The 6,915-nt window shown below is 57.1% G+C and carries 5 protein-coding genes; all 5 read left to right on the top strand.

The features are described from left to right. Nucleotides 1-231 precede the first annotated feature (231 nt). Nucleotides 232-1,713 carry a Do family serine endopeptidase gene (locus LJE94_18825; protein MCG6912150.1) on the top strand — a complete coding sequence of 494 codons (1,482 nt, stop codon included), beginning with the start codon at nucleotides 232-234 and terminating at the stop codon, nucleotides 1,711-1,713. Nucleotides 1,714-1,858: 145 nt separating this feature from the next. After that, a complete protein-coding gene (gene ftsH / locus LJE94_18820) occupies nucleotides 1,859-3,817 on the top strand; it encodes an ATP-dependent zinc metalloprotease FtsH (protein ID MCG6912149.1) in 1,959 nt (652 codons plus the stop codon). A gap of 369 nt (nucleotides 3,818-4,186) precedes the next feature. Beyond that, nucleotides 4,187-5,485, top strand: a complete 1,299-nt coding sequence (locus LJE94_18815; GenBank protein ID MCG6912148.1) for an APC family permease — start codon at nucleotides 4,187-4,189, stop codon at nucleotides 5,483-5,485. Nucleotides 5,486-6,077: 592 nt separating this feature from the next. Then, nucleotides 6,078-6,416 (top strand): helix-turn-helix domain-containing protein, encoded by a 339-nt coding sequence (locus LJE94_18810; protein ID MCG6912147.1) that lies wholly within the window; start codon nucleotides 6,078-6,080, stop codon nucleotides 6,414-6,416. Further along, nucleotides 6,406-6,915 (top strand): HipA N-terminal domain-containing protein (locus LJE94_18805; protein MCG6912146.1); only part of this gene is annotated, 510 nt, incomplete at its 3' end. The genes LJE94_18810 and LJE94_18805, both read left to right, overlap by 11 nt.

Genomic DNA, 6,915 nt, shown 5'->3' with positions numbered 1-6,915 from the left:
TTGGGGATGCTCATTAAATTATAGGTCCTTTACATCAGAAAGCCTGAAGCGACCCGCCCGTAGGACAATGCCTGACGGGAAATGCCAGACAAGTCCTACATCAAAATCAGAAGCCCGCTTATACCCTTTTGCCGCCGTTGGAATTAACTTCTAACTCAGCGAACATACCAGTTTTTCAAACGCTGAACCGATTATACAGAAGGCTTTCAACCAAAGCCAAAGGAGGGCAACATGAACAATCAACGAAAAAATCGACTGCGGTATCTTATCACGATACTAATGATGGTGACGGCCTTGGGGTTGACGCAGTGTCAGGCGTCTTCCAGCCAGATATCGGTGGCCCCTGCCGCCAAAAAAGAGCAAGTTAAGCCGGCAACGGACAACCCGATCGACGCGGGCTGGCGAACGGCCATTGCCAAAGTGGCCCAGGAAAACATTCCCGCGGTGGTGCACATCAATGTCACCCAGCGACGGGAGGTGGCCAATCCCATGCTGCCTTTCGGCAACGAGCCCTTTTTTCATTTCTTTTTCAACGGTCCCCAGCCGCCGAAAAAATTCAAGCAGGAATTGAAGGCGCTGGGAACCGGTATGCTCATCGACGCTAAGGGCAACATTTTGACCAACAACCACGTGGTTGCCGGTGCAACCGAAATCAGCGTCCTGCTAGCCGACGGCACCTCCTACCCGGCCAAGCTCGTGGGAGCCGACCCCAAGACCGATCTGGCGGTGATCCGCATCGATGCCGACAAAAAGCTTCCGGCAGTGACCTTCGGCGACTCGGACCGGATGGAAGTCGGCGACTGGGTAGTCGCCATCGGGCATCCACGGGGACTCGACCAGACCGTTACCCAGGGAATCATCAGCGCCAAGCACAGGCGCGGCGTTCTCGATCCCACCTCCTACCAGGATTATCTGCAGACCGATGCGGCTATCAATCCCGGCAACAGCGGCGGCCCCCTGCTCAATCTGTCGGGCCAGGTGATCGGGGTCAATGCGGCTATCGCAAGCGAGTCCGGCGGCTTCGAAGGCATCGGTTTCGCCATTCCCAGCAACATGGCCGTGCATGTGGCCAAGGCCTTGATCGACCACGGCAAAGTGATCCGCGGCTGGCTCGGCGTCAACATCAGCGACCTGACACCGGCACAGGTTAAATCGATGAAGCTCAAAGACAAGCACGGCGCCTTCATCGCCGAAGTGGTGCCCAAGAGTCCCGCCGACGAAGCGGGCCTGAAGAAAGGCGACCTGGTGATCGAGTACCAGGGGCAGCCGATCGAAGATGCGGCCGCACTGCAGCGCCGTGTGGGCAATACCCCGGTGGGGGACGAGGCCGCACTCACCGTCTCCCGGGACGGGAAAGCCATCGATCTGTCCGTTACCATCGGCAGCCTGGACGACGCGGTTCGCCGGATCGCGGCTTCCCTGGAAGATCGCCTGGGGGTGGTGCTGCGTCCGCTCAAATCCGATGAGGTCCGTGAATATGGACTCAACTCGGGCATCGGGGTGGCCATTGCATCGGTGGATGCCGATGGTCCCATGGGCACCGTGGGATTTGAAAAGGACGACGTCATTCTGGGGGTCAACAACACGCCTGTTCATGGGGTCGAAGGGTTTGTGAGTTTGATCAAATCCCTGCCGCCCCATCAGCGGGTGCTGCTCAAGGCCCTGGACCACCGCACCGGCCAGGGCGGTCTGGTGCAGGTAACCGTCGGCTGATAACACGCGTGTCCATCCGCGCCCTGCGGTTCATCGGCCCCGATTTTGCAATCACCTCCCCCGTGAAATCGGGGTCGCGTCCGCAGGCAGCCGATGGGCGCGCCTGCATGCCGGCACGAACAGAACAGAATAAAGAGAGTCAGCCATGAAACAGCAGCACAAGTTTTCAATAAGCTATTACCTGTTGGTCTTTCTCACCATCATTATGCTCGAATCGATTTTCTTCAGCGGTGCCGCGGTCAAGGAGATTTCGTACAGCAAATTTCGCCATCTGCTGGCCGACGACCAAATTCAGAGCGTGATCCTGGAAGAGAACCGCATTTTCGGCCTGGAGAAATCGACCACGCTAACCGACAGAAGCCGTGCCGACGAATCGCAGGGATTCCAGCCGGTTCGCAAGAAGGCCCCCTGGAACCTCAATTTCGGTCTGTTTAACGGCAAATCGCAAAAGCAGGTTGAGCGCCAGTTCGTCGTCACGCGTCTCGACGATCCCCAGTTGATTGCCGATCTTCAATCCCACGGCGTCGACTATCGGGGCAAAATCGAATCCCATTGGCTGACCAACTTTCTTTCCAACTGGATCCTGCCGCTGGCCTTTTTCATCTTCCTCGGCAGCTTCCTGGCCCGCCGCATGAAAAAGGGCACCGGCTTCCTGGACCTGGGGAGGAACAAGGCACGCATCTATGCCGTGGACCCCTCCCAAAAAGTCACCTTCCAGGATGTGGCCGGTGTGGATGAAGCCGTCGAGGAGGTCAAGGAGGTGGTTTCATTTCTCACAAACCCGGAGCATTACACCCGGCTGGGAGCCAAACTGCCCAAGGGCATCCTGCTTATCGGCCCCCCGGGAACGGGCAAGACCCTGTTGGCCAGAGCCGTGGCCGGCGAGGCGGGGGTGCCGTTCTTCAACCTGAGCGGCTCCGATTTCGTGGAAATGTTCGTCGGGGTCGGGGCTGCCAGAGTGCGCGACCTGTTCAAGGATGCCAAGACCAAGGCGCCCTGCATCATTTTCATTGACGAATTGGACGGGATCGGTAAAAACCGCTCCCAGGGCATGGTCATCGGCGGCAACGACGAACGGGAGAATACGCTCAATCAACTGCTCTCGGAGATGGACGGCTTCGATCCCCAGACCGGCATCATCATCATGGGGGCCACCAACCGCCCCGAGGTGCTCGACCCGGCGTTGTTGCGGCCCGGCCGCTTCGACCGTCAGATCCTGGTGGACCGGCCCGACCTGAAAGGCCGCATGGAGACCTTCGCCGTTCACACCCGTGACCTTATCCTGAACGACCATGTCGACTTTCGCCAATTAGCCGCCGCAACCCCCGGATTCGCCGGAGCCGAAATCGCCAATGTGTGCAACGAGGCGGCGCTGCTGGCATCGCGCCGGGACCGTCAAACCATCGATCAGCGAGACTTTCAGGATGCCATCGAACGGGTCATCGCCGGTCTGGAAAAGAAGAACAGGCTGATCAATCCCCATGAACGTCAGGTGGTGGCCTACCATGAGTCCGGCCACGCCGTCGTCGGACACTTCACGCCGGGGGCCGATCCGGTTCAGAAAGTCTCCATCATTCCCCGGGGGGTCGGCGCCTTGGGCTACACCCTGCAGACCCCCCTTGAAGACCGTTTTCTCATGTCCCGCAGCGAATTGCTGGGCAAGCTCAAGGGGCTTTTGGGCGGACGCGCCGCCGAGGAGCTGATCTTCGGCGAAGTGTCCACCGGGGCCGCCAATGACCTGGAAAAGGTGGCCGCCATCGTCCACGGCATGCTCACGGTGTACGGCATGAGCGATCGGATGCCCAACCGGTCGTTGGTGGAAAACGCGTCCAACCCGTTTTTAGGCCAGGGGCCGTCCACCCAGCGCCGATCCGAAAACCTGGAGGCGTCGATCGACCGCGAAACCCAGGCACTCATCGATTCAGCCTATCAATCGGCCAAGCAGATCCTCGCCGATCATCGCCCCGAACTGGAAGCCATGGCGAAGCTGCTTTTGGAAAAAGAAAAAATAGACACGCTGGACATTCAAAAGATTTTGGGCCCGCAAACATCGCCGCAGGAAACCGGCCCGAAGGAAGCACCCCAAAAACTTGGCGAGACTTGACTTGGTGCGCCGTAAATGGTTACCTATCGGGGCCAGAAGTCAGAATCCATAGATCAACGGTCGGATGCCTGAAGCATGGAGTAGCTTCCATTAGGCAGTATGGAGTAGGGCGCGTTTCTGCCATCACGACGCTCGCGATATTATACGTAGGGCGTGCTCCTTACTCCCTAATGCCTGCTCCCTACCGGGTCAGTGAAGCGGGCGGTGAGATAGCTCTTGCCCAGTGCCCCAGGCTTCCGACCGCTGACTTCTGAGGTATTACCCTCTGCGTTCTCTGCGCACTCTAACGAAGTGGGCGAGAGATATGCAGCAAAAGGCCTCTTAACACGTAACCATCTGACACGTAAAACCCTAAATTCCCAACACCAAATGGACGCAAAGAAAAAAAAGATCGGATACTGGCCGGTGGTTGCCATCGGCATCGGCGGGATGGTCGGGGGCGGCATCTTTGCCGTCCTGGGGCTTTCTGTACAGATTACCCACGGTGCCGCGCCGGTGGCCTTCCTGGCCGCCGGGCTGGTGGCACTGGTGACGGCCTACGCCTACACCAAGCTGTCCGTGGCGTTTCCAGGCCAGGGCGGCACCGTCACCTTCCTGGACCAGGCTTTCGGCCCGGGGCTTTTTACCGGCACGGCCAACATTCTCCTCTGGATCAGCTATATCGTGATGCTCTCCCTGTACGCCTTTGCGTTTGGCAGCTATGCAGCGGCCTTGTTTCCCGAGGGCTCACGGCTGCTGTGGAAGCACGTGCTGACCAGTATGGCCGTGCTCGGGATCACCGGTCTCAATTTTCTCAATGTCGAGGCGATCGGCCGGGCCGAAACCTGGATTGTGGCCGCCAAGGTCGGCATCCTGCTTTTTTTCATCGGTGTGGGCGCCTGGTCCATGGATGTTTCCCGAATGGCGCTGCATGCGTGGCCCCAGGCCGGCGCCATTATCGCCGGCGCCATGGTCATTTTCCTGGCGTACGAGGGCTTTGAGCTTATCGCCAACACCGCCGGTGATGTCCTCGAACCGGACCGTATTCTGCCTCTGGCCTACTACTCGGCCGTCGGGTTCGTCATCCTGCTCTACATCATGGTGGCCGCAGTGACCATCGGCAACCTGCCGGTAGCGCAAATCGTAGATGCCAAGGACTACGCCCTGGCCCAGGCGGCCCGGCCTTTTCTGGGGTCTTTCGGCTACCTGCTGATCACCGTCGCGGCCCTGCTCTCCACCCTTTCGGCCATCAACGCCACCCTGTACGGCGCGGCCCGTCTCAGCTACTCCATTGCCAAGGACGGCGAGCTGCCGGAGATCCTGGAACGCAAATTGTGGAACCGGCCGGTGGAAGGCCTCCTGATTACCAGCGGCGTCACCCTGCTGGTGGCCAATTTTTTCGATCTCTCAAGCATTTCGACCATGGGCAGCGCCGGTTTTCTAATCATCTTTGCCGCCGTCAACGCCGCCAATGCCCGCCTGGCGGTAAAAACCGGCAGCCTGCGCTGGGTGTCTGTCGCCGGTGTGGTGCTCTGCCTGGGCGCCCTCTTCAGCCTGATCCGCTACACAGCAAAGCATTCACCTGCCCACGTATGGGTGCTGGTGGCCATGCTGTGTCTGGCCTTTGCCGTAGAAGGCGCCTATCGCCTGTGGCGACGCGGCAATCTGCTGCTCGAGCGCTTTCGCTGATCAGAGGCCGGAAGCCTGAAGCATGGGGTACTTTCAAGCAGGCAGTAGGGAGTAAGGAGTCTGAGAGGTCGGGGAGCGGAAGCTTAAAGCAAGAGCTACTGAACCACCCGCTGCGCTCGAGCTTGCTATGAAAAATGCCAGGGCATCATCACCGACAGCTACTTCATGGACCCAAGTGATCCTCAATATATAAATAGTGAGGTCATGAAAGCCTATTACGCGTTTATGGAAAAATACCAGCCCGACGCCGATGCTTCGGAATCGAATAATGTATTGGGCTACCTGGTGGACCAGACCAGGAGCAGGCCCTGAAACAGTGTGGTGATGACCTGATCAGGGAAAATGTGATGAAACAGGCGGCCAATTTGAACCAACTAAAAACCGGTCTGCTCTATGATGGCATGGAGATCAATACCTCTCCCACGGATGTTGAAATTCATTAAAATGTTCTTCCTATAGCTCATAAGAAATCCTAAAGATCTATATACGGATCAAAATTGGCTTGACAAGCTGATGAGTATTTTGTAACTCGTGGTTCACAGAAAGAGCATTAGGGTCATTAATGACCTATATACAAACCAATAGGAAAACAATGCCGAAGTCCATTATACGCACCTACTCACGCTATAGCCGCGATGCGGCTGCCTTGCTCGGCTCGTTGATCCGCGAAGCACGACATGAGCGCAAACTAACTGCTCAGGAATTGGCCGACCGCGCTGGTATTTCCAGAGGACTGCTGCAACGCATCGAAAAGGGTAATCTTAAATGCGAAATTGGAGCCGTTTTCGAGGTGGCCACCATAGTTGGCGTCAAACTGTTTGATGCCGATGAAAGGACGTTGACGAAATACCTACGGCAAACCACGGAGAAGCTAGCGCTTCTGCCAAAGTCTGTTCGAAAAAAATCCAAAGTGGTTCGCGATGATTTCTAAAACTGAGAAAGAAGCCTTTGTATGGATATGGCTGCCGAACGAAACCGAGCCTATCGTGGCTGGACGGCTTGAAGCTGATAACGGCAATGTGTTGTTCAACTACGGTAGAAGCTACCTGGATCGTACGATTTATAGCAAACCTGCAATTGCGATTTATGAACCTGAATTGCCGCTTAGGGCCGGGGTGCTTCCCTTACCAGCAGGCTTAGCCATGCCCGGCTGTATCAGAGACGCCGCGCCCGATGCATGGGGCCGGCGTGTGATTATCAACAAAAAGTTTGGGCTTAAGGGTTCAAGCGTAGATACGGCCGAGTTGGATGAGCTGACCTACTTGTTGGAATCGGGTTCAGACCGGATTGGTGCGCTTGATTTTCAGCGTTCCCCTACAGAGTACGTGCCCCGTACAGCTGCCAATGTCAATATTGAGGAATTGATTGAATCTGCAGAAAGGGTTGAAAAAGGAGTGGCTCTCACGCCGGAATTGGATCAGGCGTTGTTC

It is taken from the genome of Deltaproteobacteria bacterium (assembly GCA_022340465.1).
Taxonomy (GTDB): domain Bacteria; phylum Desulfobacterota; class Desulfobacteria; order Desulfobacterales; family B30-G6; genus JAJDNW01.
Note: the sequence above shows the minus strand (reverse complement) of the source record. Positions and strands in the feature narration are given on the sequence as shown.